Here is an 18,441-nt window from a genome sequence, read left to right on the forward strand (position 1 = left end):
GTTTAATAATTTGAGCTAAGAGGCTTGCGCCTCCGGCATCATCATCAAACGCCCACACTTATCGACTGTTAATTTTTAAAGAATTCTGCGTTACTTGCTGAAGCGTTTTGTTCAGCAGCAGAGAGGCAAGATTATGAGGCGTTTCGTTTAAACCGTCAACCCCTCATTTTCCTACTTTCCTACGCTGCGTATGTTCAGCAGCGCGGGGACAGAACTATAGCAAAGCTACTCGCGTTCCGCAAGGCCAAGCTGTACCATCGCATCTCGTTTCCTTCTCTCAGCAATATATGACCATCTCCCCTACCGCCAATCCCGACCTGTCCGCCGCGCTGGAGCGCGCTGTCAACAACAAGACCAAGCCGCTCGGCAGCCTGGGCGTGCTGGAGACGCTGGCCAAACAAATCGGCCTGATCCAGGGCACGACGGCACTCTCTATAGTAGAACCTGCCATCCTGGTTTTCGCGGGCGATCACGGCGTGGTGGCGGAAGGCGTGTCCGCCTATCCGCAGGACGTGACCTGGCAGATGGTGGAGAACTTCCTGGCCGAGGGCGCGGCGATCAATGTGTTTGCAAAACAGATGGGCTGCGCGCTGCACGTGGTGGACGCGGGCGTGAACCATGACTTCGGCCCGCGCGGCGGCCTGCACGACCGCAAGGTGGCGCACGGCACGCGCAACTTTGCGCAGGAGCCGGCCATGACGGCGGAGCAATGCGCCATCGCGCTGGAGCACGGCAAAGCGCTCGCTGCGGGCCTGCCGGGCAATGTGCTGGGCTTCGGGGAGATGGGCATAGGGAACACCACTGCCGCCGCCGCGCTGATGCACAGGCTGACCGGCATCCCTGCGGCGCAATGCGTGGGCGCGGGCACGGGCTTGTCCGCCGGCGGCGTACTGCACAAGCAGCGCGTTATCGAAGCGGCGGCCGAAAAACATGCCGGCACCACCGCGCCGCTGGAAGCGCTGGCGGCGTTTGGGGGATTCGAGATCGCCATGATGGCGGGCGCCATGCTGAAGGCGGCCGAGCTGCGCAAGGTACTGCTGATCGACGGCTTTATCGTCACCAGCGCGCTGCTGGTTGCGGCGCGCCTGCAGCCTGCGATTCTCGACTACTGCGTGTTCGCGCACTGCTCCGACGAAAGCGGCCATAAGCTGATGCTGGAGAACCTGGGCGCGCGTCCGCTGCTGAACCTGGGCCTGCGCCTGGGCGAAGGCACCGGCAGCGCGCTGGCCCTGCCGCTGCTGCATGCGGCGGTGAATTTCGTGAACCAGATGGCGACCTTTGAGTCGGCTCAGGTCAGCGAGAAGTCAGAGTAAATCCGCGCCGCCATGCATCAGCTCCGCCTGTTCTTTATCGCGCTGCAGTTCTTCACGCGCCTGCCCATTCCGCGCTGGGTGGGCTTTGAGCCATCCTGGCTGCACCATGCGTCGCGCTACTTCCCGCTCGTGGGGCTGGTGGTGGCGGCCATCGCTGCGGCGGTGTATGCGGCGGCGGCTTGGGTCTTTCCCGCTCCGGTGGCGGTGCTGCTGGCGACGGCGGCCGGCATCTACGCCACCGGCGCCTTCCATGAAGACGGCTTTGCCGATATGTGCGACGGCTTTGGCGGCGGCATGACGCCCGAGCGCGTGCTTGAGATCATGAAGGACTCGCGCATAGGCGCTTATGGCGCCATCGGCACCATCTGCCTGCTGGCGGTGAAGTGCACGGCGCTGGCCATGCTGCCGCCCGCCGTGGCGGTGGCCGCGCTGTTCCTTGCGCATCCGCTTTCCCGGCTAGCCGCCACCTCGCTGATCTGGCGCATGGAATACGCGCGCGCCGAGGGCAAGGCCAAGCCCATGGCGCAGGAAATGAGCGGTGCGGAATTCAGCATTGCGTGTGCCTGCGCCGCGCTGCCTGCGGCGCTCATCGGCTGGATGGGATGGCTGCCCTGGCTTTCCATAGGCGCGGCAACGCTGGCGGCGCTGGCCGCCGCCGTCTGGCTGGGCCGCAAATTCAAGCGCCGCATCGGCGGCTATACGGGCGACTGCCTGGGCGCGGTGCAGCAACTTGCCGAAGTGCTGATCTATCTCTGCGTGCTGGCCGGGCTGGGCCACGGCGGATGGCAAGCTTGATGCGCCTGATCCTGGTACGCCATCCGCAACCGCTGGTGGCGCCGGGCGTTTGCTACGGCAGCAGCGACCTGCCAGCAGCGCCGGACGATATCGTGCGCGTGCACACCGCGCTGCTGGCCAGCGCCAGCATTCCTCCCGGGACGCCTGTCTACGCCAGTCCTTTGCAGCGCTGCGCTGTGCTGGCAGGCCGCCTTGGCGCCCATACGCTGGACGCGCGCCTGGCCGAAATGGATTTCGGCGCCTGGGAGCTGCGCAGCTGGGACGATATTCCGCGCGCCGAGGTGGATGCCTGGGCGGCGGACCTCGCGAACTACCGTCCCGGTGGCGGGGAAAACGTGCTGCAAGTGGCGGCGCGCGTGGCGGCGTTCAGGGCGGAGCTGCTGGACCAGCGCCAGCACGAGGACCAGCACCAGCAAGCCGCCATCATCTGCCATGCCGGCACCATCCGCGTGCTGGTGGCGCTTGAAGCGGGCCTGAAAACCGGCCTCCCTCTCGAAGAAATCGCGCTGCGGGCGGCCGCCGCCCCGCACAAAATCGCCTACGGCGAAACTGTCATTTTGGAAGCTGTCGCCTGAAGCCGATATAATGGCGGCGTTTTGGTGCCCGCGCGCATGTCCATGCGCGCAGTTAAACGGGAAACACGACGCCGCTCCCCACAAGGAAAACGGCCAACGTGTGCTGCCCCCGCAACGGTAAACAAGTGTCGCCCACAGCGACAAGCTGCCTCCTTAAGACCACTGTGCTTTGCATGGGAAGGTGAGACAGTTCAACTTGCGAGCCCGGATACCGGCCAAAGCAGGTGGATGCGCTGCGCGCATCTGTTCAATCCAGCCCACGGGGAAGTAGGCTGGTTGCATACTATACAAAGAAATAATATGAGCTCTCCTGTAATCCGGCATGCGGCCGCCACGTCGCTTGCGCTGGCTATTCCTATGGCCGCCTCGATGACTGTTGCCGCGCCTGCCCACGCCCAGACCATCACCCCAGACAGCGTGATCGTCACCGCCACCCGCTCGCCGCAGCTGCAGCGCGACGTGCTGAGCGACATCGTCACCCTGGGCGCGGAAGAAATCGCGCGCTCCGGCGCCGGCTCCATCACCGACCTGCTGCAGCGCCAGCGCGGCATCGAGATCTCCCGCAACGGCGGCCCCGGCACCAATTCCAGCGTGTTCCTGCGCGGCGCCAACGCCAACCAGACCGTGGTGCTGGTGGACGGCGTGCGCATCGGCTCCCTGTCGTCCGGCACGGCCAGCTGGTCCGGCATTCCGCTGCAGGCGATCGACCGCGTTGAAATCGTCTACGGCCCCATGAGCTCCCTGTATGGCGCCGACGCCATAGGCGGCGTCATACAGATCTTCACGAAAAAGGGCGCAGGCCCGCAGACCGTGTCGGCCTCGCTCGGCGCCGGCAGCGACAAGACGCGCAAATTTGACGCCAGCATCTTCGGCGCCACCGCAGAAGACAACAGCTTCAGCTACGCGCTCAGCGCCGGCAAGGAAAAATCGGACGGCTTCTCCGCCACCAAGCCTGGCAGCACCAGCTACAACGCCGACGACGATGGCTACGACCGCGTAAGCACCTCCGGCCAGTTCGGCTTCCAGGTCGCCAAGGGCCATGACCTGGGCCTGGTTTTCCTGAACAGCCGCACCGACGGCCAGTTCGACAGCGGCGCCAGCCGCTACGACACGCGCAGCCAGACCAAGCTGTCCAACATCGGCGTGTTCAGCAAGAACCAGCTGGCAGCCAACTGGCACAGCACCGTGCAAGTGGCCAAGGCAGAAGACACCTCGGTCTCCGACACCGGCGTGGCCAGCGCCTACAGCCGCATCGAAAGCAAGCAGACCGACGCCACCTGGCAGAATGACATCCGCATCGGCGAAGACACCCTGCAAGTGCTGTTCGGCCACCGCGAAGAAGAGGTGGTGTCCGGTACCACGCCTGCGCTGGGCAAGGTCCGCAAGACCGATTCCTACGCCGGCGCCTACAGCCTGAAGCGCGGCGCTCACCTGGCCACCTTCGGCCTGCGCGCGGACGACAGCTCGCAGTACGGCACCAAGACCACCGGCTCGGCCGGCTACGGCTACCGCTTCAGCAACGCGCTGCGCGCCAGCGCCAGCTACGCCACCAGCTTCCGCGCGCCGACCTTCAATGAGCTTTACTACCCGGGCTTCGGCTACGAGAACAACAAGCCGGAACAAGGCCGCAACGCCGAAGCGGGCCTGCATTACGACGACGGCGTGACCGAGTTCGGCGCCAGCATCTACCGCAACAAGCTGACCGACATGCTGGTGACCACCACGCCATGCCCGGACCCGGCACGCAAGGGCAGCTGCGCCTACAACGTCAACCACGCCATGCTGGAAGGCGTGTCGCTGAGCGCAAGCCGCCGCCTGGGCGCGTTCACCGTGGCAGGCAACGCCGACTGGCAGGACCCGAAAGACGAGACCACCGGCAAATCGCTGGCGCGCCGCGCGAAAAAACACGGCAACGCCAGCGTAGAATACGCCAGCGGTGCAGTGGCCGCCGGCGCCGAGCTGCAAGTGTCCGGCAACCGCTTCGACGACGCGGCCAACGCCCGCCGCCTGGGCGGCTACAGCCTGCTGAACCTGTACGCCACCTGGCAGTTCACGCGCGACTGGTCCGTGCTGGCGCGCTGGAACAACGTCACCGACAAAAACTACGAAGTGGCGCGCAACTACGCCACGCCAGGCGCCAAGTTCTTTGCCGCTCTGCGTTACGGCATTAAATAAAGGTACGAAAAAGGCCCATGCATCCACACTCTCGCAACCTGCGCACGCGAGCAGCCGCCATCACCGGCGGGCTGCTGCTGTTCGTCATCGCCAGCCTGCTGTTTTCCGGCGTGACCGGCTCGGTTCACATTCCGCTGTCCGACATTCCGGGCGCGCTGGGTCAGCTGTGGAACGGCCAGGCCAACAGCCTGGCCGCCACCCTGCTCGACCTGCGCGGCAGCCGCGCGCTGACGGCGTTTGTCACCGGCGCGGCGCTGTCCCTGGCGGGCGTGATGATGCAGGCATTGCTGCGCAATCCGCTGGCCGACCCCTACGTGCTGGGCATTTCGTCCGGTGCAGCGGTGGGCGCGCTGGCGGCCATGCTGTTCATGTGCGCGGCCTGGGTGGTGGATGCGGCGGCCTTCGGCGGCGCCGTGGCGGTGTCCATGATGCTGTACTTCCTGGCGCGGCGCGACATGCGCAGCGGCGCGGCGGCCGAAGGCGGCACCGCCCTGCTGCTGCTGACCGGCGTGATCCTGACGGCGGCCTGCACGGCGCTGATTACGCTGATGCTGTCGATCGCCCCCGAAAGCCGCTTGCGCACCATGGTGTTCTGGCTGATCGGCGACCTGGCAGGCGCGCCGATGCGCTGGATACCCTGGATCGTGCTGGCCGGCGGCACCCTGTTCGCACTGCGCAGCGCGCGCGCCATCAACGTGATGGCGCTGCACGCCGAGGCGGCCGTAACGCTGGGGGTCAATGTGGGTGCGCTGCGCAAAGGACTCTTCTTCGTGTCCGCCCTGCTGACCGCCAGCGCCGTCACCAATGCGGGCAGCGTGGGCTTTGTGGGCCTGATCGTGCCGCACGCCTGCCGCTTCGCATTCGGCCCCGACCACCGCGTGCTGATCCCGGCTGCGATGCTGACCGGCGGCGGCTACCTGGTGCTGGCCGACACCCTGGCCCGCACCCTGTTCGCGCCGCTTCAGCTGCCGGTGGGCGTGGTGACCGCGCTGATCGGCACACCGGTCTTCCTGTACCAACTTCACAGGCTGCAAAAATGATCGCCACCCATCAACTGACGCTGCGCATCGGCGCGCGCATGCTGGTCGACCGGCTGGACTGGCAGGTGCGCGACGGCGAATGCTGGAGCGTGATCGGCCGCAACGGCGCCGGCAAGAGCACCCTGCTGCGCACGCTGGCGGGGCTGATCCCGGCCGATGAAGGCGGCGTGTCCATCCAGGGCCGCAGCCTGCCGGACTGGCCGCTGGCCGAACTGGCGCGCGAGCGCGCCTTCCTGGCCCAGTCGCGCAACGACGCTTTTGCCTACAGCGTGATTGAGACCGTGCTGTCGGCGCGCCACCCCTACCACGGCGACCGCTATTGGGAAAACACCGGTGACCACCGCCTGGCCATGGACGCGCTGGCGGCCATGGAAGTGGCGGAGCTGGCGGAGCGCAATGTGCGCACGCTGTCCGGCGGCGAGCGCCAGCGCGTGGCCATTGCCGCCATGCTGGCGCAGGACACGCCGCTGCTGCTGCTGGACGAACCGGCCAACGCGCTGGACCTGGCGCACCAGGTCAGCGTGATGCGCCTGCTGTCCCAGCTGTGCCGCGAACAACATAAAACCGTGGTGATGGTCGGCCATGACTTGACGCTGGCGCACAGCGTCTCCACCCACGCCCTGCTGCTGATGGGCGACGGCCGCTGGCTGGCCGGGCCGGTGGCGGACGTGATGCAGCCGGACATCCTGAGCGACTACCTGGGCCACCCGATCGACGTGATCCGGCACGGCCAGCGCCACATCTTCATACCGAAAGAAGCAATCGCATGAGCGACAATACCGGCAACACCGATAACACCAGCAACGACCTGGACGCACTGAACGAACGCCACCGCGTGCGCATGGAGCGCAAGAAGGCCATCATCGACGCCAAGATCGCGGCGGCGGACAAGCAGATCGGCATCGTCATCGTCAACACCGGCAACGGCAAGGGCAAGAGCTCGTCCGGCTTCGGCATGGCGGTGCGCGCCATGGGCCACGGCATGAAAGTGGGCGTGGTCCAGTTCATCAAGGGCGCGATGCAGACCGGCGAGGAGATGTTCCTGCGCCGCTTCCCGGAAGAAGTGAGCTTCCACTCCATGGGCGAGGGCTATACCTGGGAAACCCAGAACCGCGAGCGCGACATCGAAAAAGCGGAGCAGGCGTGGGAGCAGGCCAAGCGCTTCCTGGCCGATCCCGCAGTGGGCCTGGTGGTGCTGGATGAACTGAACATCGCACTGAAGTACCGCTACCTGGACGTGAACACCGTCATCGCCGATCTGCTGGAGCGGCCGGCCATGCAGCACGTCGTCATTACCGGGCGCGGCGCGCCGCAGGAACTGATCGACGTGGCGGACACCGTGACCGAGATGAACGTGGTGAAGCACGCCTTCAAGGTGGGCATAGGCGCGCAGGCGGGCACGGAATGGTAACGTCGTCCCACATCAACGCGGCCGTGGTGCTGGTGGCCGCAGTGGCCTCCGGCCAGGGCAAGACCACCGCCACGGCGGCGCTGGCGCGCAAGCTGACCAAAATGGGCCGCACCGTGCGCGTGTTCAAATGCGGGCCTGACTTTATCGACCCCATGCTGCTGGAGCGCGCGAGCGGCGCGCCCGTAAAGTCGCTGGACTTGTGGATCGTGGGCCGCGAAGCGTGCCGCGCGCAGCTGGCGCAGGCGGCTCTGGAGGCGGACGTGATCCTGATCGAAGGCGTGATGGGTTTGTACGACGGCTCGCCGTCATCGGCCGACCTGGCGCGCGAATTCGGCGTGCCGGTAATGGCGGTGATCGACGCCGGCTCCATGGCGCAGACCGCCGGCGCGCTGGTGCACGGCTTGCGCGACTACGGACCGGTGGACATGGCGGGCGTGATCGCCAACCGCGTCGCCAGCCCGGGCCACGCGGCCATGGTGGCGGCGTCGCTGCGCGACATTCCGCTGTTCGCCACGCTGCCCAAGCAGGCGCGTTCGCTGCCGGAGCGCCATCTGGGCCTGGTGCTGCCGTCCGAAGTGGAAGGCATCGACGAGATGCTGGACCAGCTGGCGGACCAGCTCAGTTTTGACGAGGCGGCGTGGAGCAACCTGCGCAGCACGCGCCTGGAACTGGGCGACGCGCTCGCCGCAAGCGAGGCGCCGGCGCCGGACGCGCGCCCGCTGGCAGGCCGCAAGGTAGCCATCGCGCGCGATGCCGCCTTCATGTTCCTGTATCCGGCCAACCTGGAAACCCTCGCAGAACTGGGCGCCACGCTGGAATTCTTCTCCCCGCTGGCGGACGAACCTGTGCCTGCCGACGCGGACGCGGTCTACCTGCCCGGCGGCTATCCCGAGCTGCATGCGGAAAAGCTGGCCTATGCGCAACGCTGGCAGGAATCGATACGCGCCGCGCACCGCGACGGCACGCCCATCGTGGCGGAGTGCGGCGGCATGATGGCGCTGGCCGAGACGCTGGCCGACAAGGCGGGCGCGGTATGGAATATGGCGGCGCTGCTGCCGGGCCGCGTCGCCATGCAGGCGCGCCTGGCCGGCCTGGGCTCGCAAGGCATGCCAACGCCGCACGGCGTACTGCGCGGCCACACCTTCCATTACTCGTCCATGGAAACCCCGCTGCCGCCGGCCGCGCGCACGGTCAAGCATCCGTCCGGCGTGGACGGCGAAGCCGTCTACCAACTCGGTTCGCTGACGGCGTCCTACTTCCACGCCTACTTCCCGTCCAACCCAGCCGCAGTGGCGGCCATGTTCACGCGGAGCGCAGCATGACGTGCACGCTGGTGTTAGGAGGCGCGCGCTCCGGCAAGAGCGCGTATGCGGAGCAGCTTGCCATCGGCTCCGGCAAGGAAGTGGTGTATATCGCCACGGCCCGCGCCGGGGACGGCGAAATGGCGGTCCGCATCGCCCACCACCAGCGCCAGCGTCCTGCTATATGGACCACCGTTGAAGAGCCGCTGGCCCTCGCCGCAGCACTGCGGCAGTGGTGCGCGCCGCACCGCCTGGTGCTGGTCGACTGCCTGACGCTGTGGCTCAGCAACCTGATGTTCGACGGCGGCACGCAGTATCCGGACGTGGGCCAGATAACGCTGCCCGAGCGCTTCCACACCGAGCGCGCCGCGCTGCTGGCCGTGCTGGAGCAGGCAGCGGGCGACATCGTGCTGGTGTCGAACGAAGTAGGCATGGGCATTGTTCCCTACGGCGCCGTTTCGCGCGCCTTCACCGACGAAGCCGGACGCCTGAACCAGGCCGTGGCCGCCGCATGCGGCCTCGCCGTGTTCGTGGCCGCCGGGCTGCCGCTGGTGCTGAAAGGCGCGCCATGCTGATGGGCCTGGGCGCCGCCGCCATCGCACTGCTGCTCGCGGCGGGCGTGGCGCTCGACCTGCTGCTGGGTGAAACGCCGCGCTGGCATCCGCTGGTCGGCTTCGGCAAACTGGCGAACACCATTGAACGCCGCCTGAACCGGGGCGGCTTGCGCTTCCCGCGCGGCGTGCTGGCCTGGCTGCTGGCGGTGGTGCCGCTCACGCTGCTGGCCTGGGGCGCCACCCGGATTCCCGCTGCCGGCGGCATCGCCCTGATGCTGCACGCATTGATGCTGTACTTCTGCATAGGCCTGCGCAGCCTGCGCGACCACAATCTGCCTATCGCCGCAGCACTTGCGGCAGGCGACCTGCCAACCGCGCGCCACCTCACCTCGCGCATCGTCAGCCGCGACACGGCCAACGCCACGCCGGCCGACCTGGCCAAGGCCAGCACCGAATCGCTGCTCGAAAATGGCAACGACGCGGTGTTCGGCACGCTGTTCTGGTTCGCTGTCGCCGGCGGCCCCGGCGCGGTGCTGTTCCGCCTTGCGAACACGCTGGACGCCATGTGGGGCTACCGCAATGCGCGCTTCCTGCAATTCGGCTGTGCCGCCGCACGCATAGACGATGCGCTGAACTACATCCCTGCGCGCCTTACCGCTCTGTCCTATGTGCTGCTGGCGCCTACGCTGGCGGGCAAGCGCCTGGCCTGGCGCTGCTGGCGCACGCAGGCGCCGGCATGGAGCAGCCCGAACGCAGGCCCTGTCATGTCCAGCGGTGCAGGCGCGCTTGGACTCGCGCTCGGCGGTGCGGCGGTGTATGACGGCGAAACGGAACAGCGTCCGCCGCTGGGCAGCGGCGCCGCAGCGCAAGGCGCGGACATCCAGCGCGCCTGGCAACTGGTTGCGCGCACCACCGCGCTCTGGCTGGCCGTGGCTGCAGCCATTGCCATGGCTATCTCTCTTGCAGGAGGCCAGCATGCTTGAACACGGCGGCAATCTGCGCGAGGCCGCTCAGCGCTACGGACGCGACGACTGGCTCGACCTCTCCACCGGCATCAATCCCGAGTGGTATCCAGCGCCAGCCATCGCCAACAATGCGTGGCACCGCCTTCCCGAGCCGGATCCCGCGCTCGCGCTGGCGGCGCAAGCCTATTACGGCGCGCCGCAAATGCTGCCCGTGGCCGGCACGCAAGCGGCAATCCAGGCCCTGCCCCGCCTGCGCCTTCCCTCTCGCGTTGTGGTGACGGCCCCCTCCTACGCGGAGCACGCCCACCATTGGGCGCAGCACGGCCACACGCTGCGGCAAGTGCCATACGATGCCCTGGACGCCGCCGTGGCCGAATGCGACGTGATGGTGGTCGTCAACCCGAACAACCCAACCGGCGCCACCGTACCGCGCGGGCAGCTGCTGGACTGGGCCGCCCGGCTCTCCGCGCGTGGCGGCTGGCTGATAGTGGACGAAGCCTTTGGCGACACCGGGGCGCAAGCCAGCGCCGCCAGCCAGGGCGCGAGCTCCGCCACGCCGGAAGGCCTGATCGTGCTGCGCTCGGTCGGAAAATTCTTCGGCCTGGCCGGGCTGCGGCTCGGCTTTGTGGCAGCCCAGCCTGCGCTGCTGGACGCGCTGGCCAATCTGCTTGGCCCCTGGACCGTCAGCGGCCCCGCCCAGCAAGTGGCCCTCGCCGCCTTGCAGGACAGCGCCTGGCAGGAACGCATGCGCGAGCAGCTGCGCGCCGGCGGCCAGCGTTTGCAAAACCTGCTGGCCGCGCACGGCATCCGCTCCAGCGGCAGCGCGCTGTTCCAGTGGTGGCCCGAAGCGCGCGCGGAAGACTTTCACGAACACATGGCGCGGCAAGGCATCTGGGTGCGCCTCTTTAGCAAAGCAGCGCGCGGCATCCGCCTCGGCCTGCCGCCGGACGAAGCAGGCTGGCAGCGCCTCGAACTGGCACTCACCTTATGGACCAAGGAAAAACCATGAATAAACTCCTGAGCACACTGGCCGGCCTGGCGTTCGCGTCCGCCGCCGCGTTGACCGCACTTCCAGCTTTCGCCGCCATCACCGTCAACGACGACGACGGCAAGCCCGTCACCCTGCAAAAGCCCGCCCAACGCGTGATCGCAATGGCGCCGCACGTCACCGAGCTGCTGTTCGCGGCGGGAGGCGGCGACAAGATCGTCGGCACCGTCACCTATAGCGACTACCCCGAGGCGGCCAAGAAGATCCCCAACATCGGCGATAACCGCCAGGTGGACATGGAACGCATCGCGTCGCTGAAGCCGGACCTGATCGTGATCTGGATGCACGGCAGCTCCGAGCGTCAGATCGAAACCCTGCGACAGCTCGGCATACCGCTGTTCCACAGCGAACCGAAAAAGCTGGCTGACATTCCAGACAATATCGAGCGCATGGGCAAACTGCTCGGCACCGAAGCCGTGGCCGGGAAAGTCGCCGCCGAATGGCGCGACAAGCTCGGTGCCCTCACCGCGCAATACGCGAAACGCCCGCCCGTGCGCGTGTTCTACCAGGTGTGGGACAAGCCGCTGTACACCCTGAGCGGCAGCCATATCGTTTCCGACGCCATGCGCGTATGCAGCGGCGTGAACATTTTCGCCGGTCTGAAAATCACCGCCCCGGTGGTCGACATCGAAGGCGTGCTGCGCGAAGACCCGGAAGCAGTATTTGCCACCGCCGAAAAGAACTACGGCGGCGTGAACCTGTGGCGCCCCTACAAAACCCTGTTGGCGGTGAAGAACGACAACCTGTTCACCGTCGACGGCCACCTGCTGAACCGCTCGGGTCCGCGCATGATCCAGGGCACGGCCATGCTGTGCGAAAAGCTGGAACAGGCGCGCCAGCACAGGCCGAAGTGATGGATGAACCTCTGATGGTCTTCCCTTACAAAACCCTGATGGTGCAGGGCTGCACCTCGGACGCCGGCAAAAGCACCGTGGTGGCGGCCCTGTGCCGCCTGCTGAAACAGGACGGCGTGCGCGTGGCGCCGTTCAAGCCGCAGAACATGGCGCTTAACAGCGCCGTCACTGCGGACGGCGGCGAGATCGGCCGCGCGCAGGCGCTGCAAGCCATCGCCGCCGGCCTGGCGCCGCACACCGATATGAACCCGGTGCTGCTCAAGCCCTCCAGCGACACCGGCGCGCAAGTGGTCATCCACGGCAAGGTGCGCGCGGAGATGAATGCGCGCGACTACCACCAGTACAAAACCATCGCCATGAGCGCTGTGCTGGAATCGCACGCGCGGCTGTCGGAACAGTACGAGGCGGTGGTGGTGGAAGGCGCGGGCAGCCCGGCCGAGATCAACCTGCGCGACCGCGACATTGCCAACATGGGCTTTGCGGAAGCGGTGGACTGCCCCGTGGTGCTGGTGGCCGACATCGACCGGGGCGGCGTATTCGCCCACATCGTCGGCACGCTGTCCTGCCTGTCGCAGAGCGAGCGTGACCGCACTATAGGCTTCGTCATCAACCGCTTCCGGGGTGACATCAAATTGCTGGAGCCGGGCCTGGACTGGCTGGAGCAGCAAACCGGCAAGCCGGTGCTGGCCGTGCTGCCCTATCTGCATGGCCTGTTCCTGGACGCCGAGGATGCGGTTCAGCCGGTGCAAGCCTCGCGCGGCGCCTTCCGCATCGTGGTGCCCAGCCTGCCCCGCATGAGCAACCACACGGACTTCGACGCGCTACGCGCCCATCCGGACGTGGACCTGCGCTTCGTGCGCCAGGGCGAAGAGATACCGCCGGCGGACCTGATCATTATCCCCGGCAGCAAAAACACCCGTGCCGACCTGGAATGGCTGCGCGCGCAAGGCTGGCCGGCCGTGATCGAACGCCATTTGCGCTACGGCGGCAAGGTGATCGGCATTTGCGGCGGCTTCCAGATGCTGGGGCAAGACGTCAGCGACGCGCTGGGCATCGAGGGCGCACCCGGACGCTCGCCTGGCCTGGGCCTGCTCGCCATGCATACCAGCCTGACGGCGGACAAGCGCCTGGTGCAAGTAACAGGCACTTGCGCCTTCGCGCAAGAAGCGATGCACGACGCCGTAAGCGGCTACGAAATCCACATGGGCGTGTCCGACGGGCCTGCGCTCTCCCGTCCCGCCTTCCGCATCGACGGCCGGCCGGAAGGCGCGTGCTCACCGGACGGCCAGATACTCGGCACCTATCTGCACGGCCTGTTCGACGCGCCGCAGGCTTGCGCCGCCCTGCTGAAATGGGCCGGCCTGCAAAGCGAGCACCGCGTGGACACGTCCGCGCTGCGCGAAGCAAGCCTGGACCGCATCGCCGCCGCCAGCCGGCCGCTGCTGGACGCCCTGGTGGCGCTGGCAGAGCAGCCCAAGCAGGATGCCAAATGAACGAGGAGATACAGTCCGCCAGTCCGCACGCCTTCCCGCAAGCGCAGATCGACGGCGTCTACCGCGCCATCCGCGAGCGGCGCGACGTGCGCCATTTCAAACCGGGGCCGCTGGAAGCGGGCCAGCTGGAGCGCTTTATCGCGGCGGCCCACAACGGCCCCAGCGTAGGCCTGATGCAGCCGTGGCGCTTCATCCGCATCGCCTCCCCCGCGCTGCGCGCGCAGATCCACCAGCTGGTGGACGACGAGCGCAAGCTCACCGCCGAAGCGCTGGGCCAGCGCGCCGAGGAATTCATGCGGCTCAAGGTGGAAGGCATCCTGGCCTGCGCGGAAGTGCTGGTGGTGGGCCTGATCGACCGGCGCGAGCGCTTTGTGTTCGGCCGCCGCACCATGCCGGAGATGGACCTGGCGTCCGCCTCCTGCGCCATCCAGAACTTCTGGCTGGCCGCGCGCGCCGAAGGCATAGGCGCGGGCTGGGTGTCGCTGTTCGACCCGCAGCGCCTGCGCGAAGTGTGCGGCATGCCGGAGGGCAGCCAGCCCATCGCCGTGCTGTGCGTGGGCCGGGTGGAGGAGTTTTACCGCGCCCCCATGCTGGAACTGGAGCGCTGGGACCAGCGCATGCCCGTGCAGCAGATCCTGTATGAGGACAACTGGGGCGCGCAACAGCAGATTGTGTGACAATCAGGCGTATGACCAGTTCCGCCAACTCCTCGACCAAACGCTATCTGCCCTGGGTGGTGGCGACCACGCTGTTCATGGAGCAGCTCGACTCCACCATCGTCAACACCGCCATTCCCAGCATGGCGGCCAGCCTGCACGTGACGCCGCTCAGCCTCAAGGCGGTGGTCACCAGCTACATCCTCAGCTTGGCGGTGGCCATACCCATCAGCGGGTGGATGGCGGACCGCTACGGCACCCGGCGCGTGTTCATGAGCGCCATCACCATCTTCACCATCGCCTCGGTGCTGTGCGGCCTGTCCGTCAATTCGCCCATGCTGGTGGCGGCGCGGCTGCTGCAAGGACTGGGCGCGGCGATGATGATGCCGGTCGGCCGCATTGCCATTATCCGCACCTTCCCCAAGGCCGAGCTGCTGGCGGCCATGAACTTCGTCATCATCCCCGCACTGATCGGTCCCCTGCTCGGCCCCACGGTGGGCGGGTTGATCGTGCACTGGCTGTCGTGGCGCGAAATCTTCTTCATCAACGTGCCGGTGGGCCTGGCCGCCGTCTACCTGGCGTGGCGCCATCTGCCCGACTACCGCGCGGAAGTTCAGCGCCCCCTCGACCTGATAGGCCTGGTGCTGTTCGGCACCGGCGTGGCGCTGCTGTCATGGCTGCTGGAGGTGTTCGGCGAACACAAGATCGACCCCACCTCGGCGGCGGTGCTGCTGCTTATTTCATGCAGCCTGCTGGCCGCCTACGGCTGGCACGCCAGCCAGGCGCCCTATCCCCTGCTGCGCCTGGCGCTGCTGCGCGTGCGCACCTTCCGCGTGTCGGTGCTGGGCGGCTTCGTCACGCGCCTGGGCATAGGCGGCCTGCCTTTCCTGCTGCCGCTGCTGTACCAGCTTGGCCTGGGCCTGCCGGCCTGGCAATCGGGCTTGCTGATGATGCCGTCCGCCGCCGCCGCCATGGGCATGAAGTTTATTTCCACGCGCGTGCTGGCGCGCTTCGGCTACCGCCATGTGCTGATCGTGAACACGCTGCTGATCGGCTGCACCATCGCCATGTACACATTCGTGGGACCGGGCACGCCGCTGTACGCCATCGTGGCCATCGGCCTGTGCCTGGGCTTTTTCAATTCGCTGCAGTTCTCCAGCATGAACAGCATTGCCTATGCCGACATCGAAGGCGCCGACAGCAGCATGGCCAGCACCATCGCCAGTTCGCTGCAGCAGTTGTCGATGAGTTTTGGCCTGGCCTGCGGATCGCTGATCGCGGGCTGGTATCTGGGAGACTTGCCGCAGACGGACAAGGTGGCGCTGACCAGCGCCCTGCATCACGCCTTCTTTACGCTGGCGGTGCTGACGGCGCTGTCCTCGCTCACGTTCTGGACTTTGCGCCGCAGCGACGGCGAGGGGCTGGCGAAAAACGCGGCCTGATTACAGCACGGATTCGGAAACGATCTTCCACTGCGCGCCTTCGCGCGCCCAGTACTGGCGCAGGCGCACCGAGTGGTGGAATTTGCCGACTGCGGTCTGCTGCGTAAACGTGCTGATGATGATTTCTTCGTGGCTGGGCTGGCGGAAGTGGCTGGTGTCCTGCAAAGCCACATGTACGCGCTTGGCGCCGGGAAGGAATTGCTGGCGCGTGATCCAGGCGTCCGCGTTCTCGTCGTTGATGGACTTGAAGCGCGCCGAATAGTGGGTGCGCAGCTGGTCGCTGTCGCGGCGTTCGGCGTCGCGGCGCCAGGCTTCCAGCAGCGAGTCGGCCAGCTTGCGGTCGTCTTCGCGCACGCTGGGCTTGACGAATTCCACCTGGTCGCCGATCAGGATGGGGGTCTTGCCCACCTCCACAATGCGGCTCAGCTTTTGCAGGTCGTCGTTGCTGACCACCACGCAACCGTCGGTCGACAGCGGCGCGCGGCTGAAAGTCTCCGGCGGCACGCCGTGTATCCAGATGCCCGAACCGCTGCGGCCGTTCAGCCTGTCCCAGGAATTCGGGTAATCCAGCGGCAGCGCGCCCTTGCCGTAGAAGTCCGGCAGCTTGGCGCCGGACAGGCGGCCCGAGATGTAGTACACCCCCACCGGCGTGCGCATATCGCCTTCCTTGACCTTGTTCACGCCCAGCTTGCCCTGGCTGAAATAGTAGTCGTTGACGTAGCGGATTTCGCCGTTGCGGTTTTCATAGAGATAGACCCGGGAACGCTTGGCGTCCACGATCAGCGCGTGGCGCTGGTCCTTGCGCAGCTGGAGCAGCGCGCGCGGCTGCAGCTGTTCGGCGGGCTTGGTTTCGGCGCGCAGACGCGCAGCGGCTTCGCGGCGCAGGTCCTGCAGGCGCGCTTCCGCTTCCTTGCTGGAGGCAACGCCCAGGTTGACGACCGGGCGCGTGTGCATCAGCAGCAGGTCGCCGCGCACCAGATGGCCGAGGTGGAAGGTGGGATAGGCCGCCACCAGCGCATCGGCCTTGGCTTGCGCGTCGCGCAGATGGTTTTCAGCCAGGTCCTTGTAGATCTCGACCAGCATCTGCTCGGGTTCGGGTTTGGCCGCAGGCGCGGCCTGCTGCTTTCGGGCGGCGCTGCTCCCACCCGATGCCAACATCAGAGCGGCGCAAAACAATCCGCGCGCCAACCGGCCCAACCTGACTTCAAAATAAGACATCAGCTACCCGACGATTCCTGCTTGATCTGCCATTTTCCGCCGTGCTTCACCATGACCAGGGTCTTGCGGCTGTTCGCCGACAGGCGATCCGACTCATACACCTGGCGGAAGGTGACCTTGGCGGTGTCGCCGGTAATGACCACTTGCGGCGCGTTGACTTCAACGCGGATGCGGCCCTTGCCTTCGATACGCGCGCGGCGTTCATCCGCCCACGCCTTGCGCGATGCGCCTTTTGGCGGCGTGAACTCATTGCTATAGTAACCGAGATAGCCGTTCACATCCTGCGTGGCCCAGGCCTTGGCCCAGCCATTCACGCGGCTCAGCACTTCGTCGCGTTCGGCGTTGCCGGCGGCCGGTTTGGCTGCTGCGGCAGCTGCCACAGTCGCAGCCGCCACCGGAGCAGGCGCTGGTGCAGGTTTCGCAGGCGCGGCGGCTACAACAGGCGCAGGTACAGGCTTGGCCGGCGCGGCAGCAACGACAGGGGCCGGAGCCGGAGCTTTTGCCGGTGCGGCAATGGCTGGAGCCGGAGCGGGGACAGGCTTGGCCGGCACTGCGGCGACAGCCACTGGCGATGGTGCAGCTACGGGAGCCGGCGCCGGCTTCGCGGCCGCCGGTGCGGTCTGCGGCGCCACCGCCATCGACGGAATGCGCTGCAGGGGTGCAGTTTTTGGCTGTTCAGGTATTTGCGATACCAGCTTGACGCTGCTCGCGGGCGCCGCGGCGGCGGCCACCGCAGGCGGCGCAGTGCGCGCCGCAGCGACGGCCGGCGCGTCCGGCACGCTCACGCTGACCTTGCTGCCGGTGCTGCTCGAGAACGTGCGCAGCAGCGTGAGTTTGGAGGTGGCCGGCGGCGCGCCGTTGCCCAGTGCCAGCGCCTTGTCATATGCCTGGCTGGCCAGCTTGCCGTAGACGTCGCCCAGGTTTTCATAGGCCGTCATATAACTTGGATTGGTGCGGATCGCCTTCTCCAGCGCCACGCGCGCCTTGTCGTACTGGCCGCTGGCGGCATACAGCACGGCCAGGTTGTTGTACGGTTCCGGCAGGTCTTTGTAGTCCTCGGTGAGCTTGGTGAAGATGGCGATCGCCTCGTCCGACTTGTTCTGCTCAGTCAGCAGCACGCCCTTCATAAAGCGCATCTGCGGATCGGCCGGGTTCTTGGCCAGGAAGGCGTTGGTGCGGGCCAGCGCCTCGCTCGCCTTGCCAGCACGCAGCAGCTTGGTCACGTCGGCCAGTTCGTCGGCAAAGGCGGGCGTTGCCAGCAGCGCGGCAAGCAGACCAGCGCCGGCGCAGACGTTACCTACGGCACGGCGGAGCGTGTTGGGGGCGGTCTTCACTATCATCGAAGTCTCGGAGAGGAAAGCGAACATGGTACACCGAATGTTGCCGCAACTCAAAACCGTTGGTTACCAACTTGCCACACGCAACGGACTGGAAAAGCAAAAAACCCCGCCAAGATCACTTAGCGGGGTTTTTCTTATAACTAGCCTGACGATAACCTACTTTCACACTGGTTGCAGCACTATCATCGGCGCAAAATCGTTTCACGGTCCTGTTCGGGATGGGAAGGGGTGGGACCGATTTGCTATGGTCATCAGGCTTTG

At 66.6% G+C, this 18,441-nt stretch carries 17 protein-coding genes, 1 rRNA gene and 1 riboswitch; of the genes, 15 read left to right on the plus strand and 3 right to left on the minus strand.

Annotated features, from left to right (window positions below; translation table 11 throughout):
* Positions 1-287 precede the first annotated feature (287 nt).
* The 15 genes from cobT (at position 288) to GTP77_RS28485 (ending at position 15,622) form a co-directional block, all read left to right on the plus strand.
* On the plus strand, positions 288-1,313 hold the full coding sequence (gene cobT, locus GTP77_RS28415; RefSeq protein WP_161075517.1) for a nicotinate-nucleotide--dimethylbenzimidazole phosphoribosyltransferase: 1,026 nt from the start codon (positions 288-290) through the stop codon (positions 1,311-1,313).
* A gap of 12 nt (positions 1,314-1,325) precedes the next feature.
* Positions 1,326-2,108 (plus strand): adenosylcobinamide-GDP ribazoletransferase, encoded by a 783-nt coding sequence (locus GTP77_RS28420; RefSeq protein ID WP_161075518.1) that lies wholly within the window; start codon positions 1,326-1,328, stop codon positions 2,106-2,108.
* Positions 2,108-2,683 carry a histidine phosphatase family protein gene (locus GTP77_RS28425; protein ID WP_161075519.1) on the plus strand — a complete coding sequence of 192 codons (576 nt, stop codon included), beginning with the start codon at positions 2,108-2,110 and terminating at the stop codon, positions 2,681-2,683. Before GTP77_RS28420 ends, GTP77_RS28425 begins: the two co-directional genes overlap by 1 nt.
* 5 nt (positions 2,684-2,688) lie before the next feature.
* A riboswitch (cobalamin riboswitch) is annotated at positions 2,689-2,917 on the plus strand.
* 66 nt (positions 2,918-2,983) lie between these two features.
* Positions 2,984-4,858, plus strand: a complete 1,875-nt coding sequence (locus GTP77_RS28430; protein ID WP_161075520.1) for a TonB-dependent receptor plug domain-containing protein — start codon at positions 2,984-2,986, stop codon at positions 4,856-4,858.
* Between the two features lie 17 nt (positions 4,859-4,875).
* A complete protein-coding gene (locus GTP77_RS28435) occupies positions 4,876-5,898 on the plus strand; it encodes a FecCD family ABC transporter permease (protein WP_161075521.1) in 1,023 nt (340 codons plus the stop codon).
* On the plus strand, positions 5,895-6,668 hold the full coding sequence (locus GTP77_RS28440) for an ABC transporter ATP-binding protein (RefSeq protein WP_161075522.1): 774 nt from the start codon (positions 5,895-5,897) through the stop codon (positions 6,666-6,668). Before GTP77_RS28435 ends, GTP77_RS28440 begins: the two co-directional genes overlap by 4 nt.
* Positions 6,665-7,309 carry a cob(I)yrinic acid a,c-diamide adenosyltransferase gene (cobO, locus tag GTP77_RS28445; RefSeq protein ID WP_161075523.1) on the plus strand — a complete coding sequence of 215 codons (645 nt, stop codon included), beginning with the start codon at positions 6,665-6,667 and terminating at the stop codon, positions 7,307-7,309. The genes GTP77_RS28440 and cobO overlap by 4 nt, the downstream gene beginning before the upstream one ends.
* Entirely contained in the window at positions 7,303-8,631 is a 1,329-nt protein-coding gene (locus GTP77_RS28450; protein WP_161075524.1) for a cobyrinic acid a,c-diamide synthase CobB, read from the plus strand. The genes cobO and GTP77_RS28450 overlap by 7 nt, the downstream gene beginning before the upstream one ends.
* Entirely contained in the window at positions 8,628-9,185 is a 558-nt protein-coding gene (gene cobU, locus GTP77_RS28455) for a bifunctional adenosylcobinamide kinase/adenosylcobinamide-phosphate guanylyltransferase (RefSeq protein WP_161075525.1), read from the plus strand. Before GTP77_RS28450 ends, cobU begins: the two co-directional genes overlap by 4 nt.
* Positions 9,179-10,147: an adenosylcobinamide-phosphate synthase CbiB gene (gene cbiB / locus GTP77_RS28460; RefSeq protein ID WP_161075526.1), complete on the plus strand. Its 969-nt coding sequence runs from the start codon at positions 9,179-9,181 to the stop codon at positions 10,145-10,147. The genes cobU and cbiB overlap by 7 nt, the downstream gene beginning before the upstream one ends.
* Positions 10,140-11,138: a threonine-phosphate decarboxylase CobD gene (gene cobD, locus GTP77_RS28465; RefSeq protein ID WP_161075527.1), complete on the plus strand. Its 999-nt coding sequence runs from the start codon at positions 10,140-10,142 to the stop codon at positions 11,136-11,138. The genes cbiB and cobD overlap by 8 nt, the downstream gene beginning before the upstream one ends.
* The gene (locus GTP77_RS28470) at positions 11,135-12,031 is read left to right on the plus strand and encodes a cobalamin-binding protein (protein WP_161075528.1); all 897 of its coding nucleotides are present in this window, start codon (positions 11,135-11,137) and stop codon (positions 12,029-12,031) included. Before cobD ends, GTP77_RS28470 begins: the two co-directional genes overlap by 4 nt.
* Before the next feature lie 14 nt (positions 12,032-12,045).
* Positions 12,046-13,524: a cobyric acid synthase gene (locus GTP77_RS28475; protein ID WP_161075531.1), complete on the plus strand. Its 1,479-nt coding sequence runs from the start codon at positions 12,046-12,048 to the stop codon at positions 13,522-13,524.
* The gene (bluB, locus tag GTP77_RS28480; protein WP_187358884.1) at positions 13,521-14,201 is read left to right on the plus strand and encodes a 5,6-dimethylbenzimidazole synthase; all 681 of its coding nucleotides are present in this window, start codon (positions 13,521-13,523) and stop codon (positions 14,199-14,201) included. The genes GTP77_RS28475 and bluB overlap by 4 nt, the downstream gene beginning before the upstream one ends.
* An 11-nt stretch (positions 14,202-14,212) precedes the next feature.
* The gene (locus tag GTP77_RS28485; protein WP_161075533.1) at positions 14,213-15,622 is read left to right on the plus strand and encodes a DHA2 family efflux MFS transporter permease subunit; all 1,410 of its coding nucleotides are present in this window, start codon (positions 14,213-14,215) and stop codon (positions 15,620-15,622) included.
* On the opposite strand, the gene GTP77_RS28490 is transcribed toward GTP77_RS28485, so the two are convergent.
* The 3 genes from GTP77_RS28490 to rrf form a co-directional block, all read right to left on the minus strand.
* The gene (locus tag GTP77_RS28490; RefSeq protein ID WP_187358885.1) at positions 15,623-16,780 is read right to left on the minus strand and encodes a L,D-transpeptidase family protein; all 1,158 of its coding nucleotides are present in this window, start codon (positions 16,778-16,780) and stop codon (positions 15,623-15,625) included. It abuts the gene before it with no gap.
* Positions 16,781-16,839: 59 nt separating this feature from the next.
* Positions 16,840-18,180: a L,D-transpeptidase Cds6 family protein gene (locus tag GTP77_RS28495; RefSeq protein WP_161075530.1), complete on the minus strand. Its 1,341-nt coding sequence runs from the start codon at positions 18,178-18,180 to the stop codon at positions 16,840-16,842.
* A 143-nt stretch (positions 18,181-18,323) separates the two neighbouring features.
* A 5S ribosomal RNA gene (rrf, locus tag GTP77_RS28500) occupies positions 18,324-18,436 on the minus strand.
* Positions 18,437-18,441: the final 5 nt, after the last annotated feature.

The organism is Pseudoduganella aquatica (genome assembly GCF_009857595.1).
GTDB lineage: Bacteria > Pseudomonadota > Gammaproteobacteria > Burkholderiales > Burkholderiaceae_D > Rugamonas > Rugamonas aquatica_A.

What these genes read in the sequence shown, in the direction of transcription:
- GTP77_RS28420 (WP_161075518.1), top strand. Translation starts at nt 1,326, where the DNA reads ATGCATCAGCTCCGCCTGTTCTTTATCGCGCTGCAGTTCTTCACGCGC.
- cobO (WP_161075523.1), top strand. Translation starts at nt 6,665, where the DNA reads ATGAGCGACAATACCGGCAACACCGATAACACCAGCAACGACCTGGAC.
- cobT (WP_161075517.1), top strand. Translation starts at nt 288, where the DNA reads ATGACCATCTCCCCTACCGCCAATCCCGACCTGTCCGCCGCGCTGGAG.
- GTP77_RS28475 (WP_161075531.1), top strand. Translation starts at nt 12,046, where the DNA reads ATGGTCTTCCCTTACAAAACCCTGATGGTGCAGGGCTGCACCTCGGAC.
- GTP77_RS28470 (WP_161075528.1), top strand. Translation starts at nt 11,135, where the DNA reads ATGAATAAACTCCTGAGCACACTGGCCGGCCTGGCGTTCGCGTCCGCC.
- GTP77_RS28490 (WP_187358885.1), bottom strand. Translation starts at nt 16,780, where the DNA reads ATGTTGGCATCGGGTGGGAGCAGCGCCGCCCGAAAGCAGCAGGCCGCG.
- GTP77_RS28435 (WP_161075521.1), top strand. Translation starts at nt 4,876, where the DNA reads ATGCATCCACACTCTCGCAACCTGCGCACGCGAGCAGCCGCCATCACC.
- GTP77_RS28495 (WP_161075530.1), bottom strand. Translation starts at nt 18,180, where the DNA reads ATGATAGTGAAGACCGCCCCCAACACGCTCCGCCGTGCCGTAGGTAAC.
- GTP77_RS28430 (WP_161075520.1), top strand. Translation starts at nt 2,984, where the DNA reads ATGAGCTCTCCTGTAATCCGGCATGCGGCCGCCACGTCGCTTGCGCTG.
- GTP77_RS28450 (WP_161075524.1), top strand. Translation starts at nt 7,303, where the DNA reads ATGGTAACGTCGTCCCACATCAACGCGGCCGTGGTGCTGGTGGCCGCA.
- GTP77_RS28425 (WP_161075519.1), top strand. Translation starts at nt 2,108, where the DNA reads ATGCGCCTGATCCTGGTACGCCATCCGCAACCGCTGGTGGCGCCGGGC.
- cobD (WP_161075527.1), top strand. Translation starts at nt 10,140, where the DNA reads ATGCTTGAACACGGCGGCAATCTGCGCGAGGCCGCTCAGCGCTACGGA.
- GTP77_RS28485 (WP_161075533.1), top strand. Translation starts at nt 14,213, where the DNA reads ATGACCAGTTCCGCCAACTCCTCGACCAAACGCTATCTGCCCTGGGTG.
- GTP77_RS28440 (WP_161075522.1), top strand. Translation starts at nt 5,895, where the DNA reads ATGATCGCCACCCATCAACTGACGCTGCGCATCGGCGCGCGCATGCTG.
- bluB (WP_187358884.1), top strand. Translation starts at nt 13,521, where the DNA reads ATGAACGAGGAGATACAGTCCGCCAGTCCGCACGCCTTCCCGCAAGCG.
- cobU (WP_161075525.1), top strand. Translation starts at nt 8,628, where the DNA reads ATGACGTGCACGCTGGTGTTAGGAGGCGCGCGCTCCGGCAAGAGCGCG.
- cbiB (WP_161075526.1), top strand. Translation starts at nt 9,179, where the DNA reads ATGCTGATGGGCCTGGGCGCCGCCGCCATCGCACTGCTGCTCGCGGCG.